This is a genomic window from Streptomyces sp. NPDC008125, from assembly GCF_042957125.1.
Classification (GTDB): domain Bacteria; phylum Actinomycetota; class Actinomycetes; order Streptomycetales; family Streptomycetaceae; genus Streptomyces.
The window spans coordinates 1-1513 of the sequence record NZ_JBIBHR010000064.1 but is presented as its reverse complement, the minus strand read 5'-3'; the positions used below and the strand labels follow the sequence as shown (position 1 = coordinate 1513).

Genomic DNA, 1513 nt, shown 5'->3' with positions numbered 1-1513 from the left:
ATCACACCACCCACACCCGCAGCCGCCTGCGCATGCCCCAGATTCGACTTCAACGACCCCAGCCACAACGGATCACCCTCCGGACGACCCTGCCCATACGTCGCCAACAACGCCTGCGCCTCGATCGGATCCCCCAACCGGGTCCCCGTCCCATGCGCCTCCACCAGATCCACATCGGAGGAGGTCAGCCCCGCACCGTCCAGCGCCGCTCGGATCACCCGCTGCTGCGACGGACCATTCGGAGCCGTCAACCCGTTACTCGCACCATCCTGATTCACCGCACTGCCCCGCACCACGGCCAACACCCCGTGCCCCAGCCGACGCGCGTCGGACAGCCGCTCGACCAGCAGCACACCCACGCCCTCCGACCACGCGGCACCATCCGCAGCACCCGCGAACGACTTGCACCGGCCGTCCTTCGCCAACCCCCGCTGCCGGCTGAACTCCACGAACATGTCCGGGGTGGACATCACGGCCACGCCGCCGGCCAGTGCCATCGAGCACTCGCCCGAACGCAGCGCCTGGACCGCCAGGTGCAGTGCCACGAGAGACGACGAACACGCGGTATCAACCGTCAGGGAAGGCCCTTCGAGGCCCAGCGTGTAGGAGATGCGGCCTGACACCAGGCTGCCTCCCGTGGTCGCGGCGGCCTCCGTTCCCTGGCCGTAGTCGTGGTACATCAGTCCGGCGAAGACACCCGTCCTGGTCCCCTTCAAAGACCGGGGATCGATGCTCGCGCGTTCGAATGCCTCCCACGACGCCTCCAGCAGAAGTCGCTGCTGCGGGTCCATGATCAGCGCCTCGTTCGGACTGATACCGAAGAACGCCGGATCGAAGTCGCCGGCGTCGTAGAGGAAGCCGCCCTCGTTCGCGTAGGTCTTGCCCGGCACTCCCGGCTCGGGGTCGTACACGCCGTCGATGTCCCAGCCGCGGTCGAGCGGAAATCCGGAAACCGCGTCACGGCCTTCGGCGACGAGATCCCACAGGTCGTCGGGGGAAGTCACTCCACCCGGGTAGCGGCACGCCATGCCCACGATGACGATGGGATCGTCGTCCAGGGCCTGCGCGGCGAGGCTGCTGCCGCGCTGTTCCGTCTCCCGCGTCCCGCTGCCATCCAGTTCGCCGTCGATGTACTCCGCTACGGCCCGTGAGGTCGGGTAGTCAAAAACGAGTGTCGCGGGAAGCCTGAGCCCGGTCGTCAGGTTCAGTTCGTTACGGAGTTCGACCGCGCTGAGCGAATCGAAGCCAAGATCCTGGAAGGGGCGGTCCGCCTCGACGGCCTGGGCCGCCGCGTGGCCCAGCACCTTGGCCACTCGGCCGCGGACCATCTCCAGGAGCTTACGGGCGCGCTCGTCGTCGTCGAGTCCCGCAAGGCTGCGGAGCAGCTCCTGCCCGTCTCCGGCTCCAGCCACCGCGCGGGCGGCGGGTCGCCGCCTGGTGGTGGGAGGGGCGAGGTCGCGGAGGAGGGCGGGGATGGTGTCGGTACGAGTCCGCAGCGCGGCGACGTCGATCG

Annotated in this window: 1 protein-coding gene; it reads right to left on the bottom strand. The window is 68.8% G+C overall.

Features of this window, described 5'->3' with window-relative positions; translation table 11 throughout:
- Positions 1-1513: beta-ketoacyl synthase N-terminal-like domain-containing protein (locus ACFZAX_RS35450; RefSeq protein WP_390967105.1), on the bottom strand; the 1513-nt coding region annotated here is incomplete at both ends.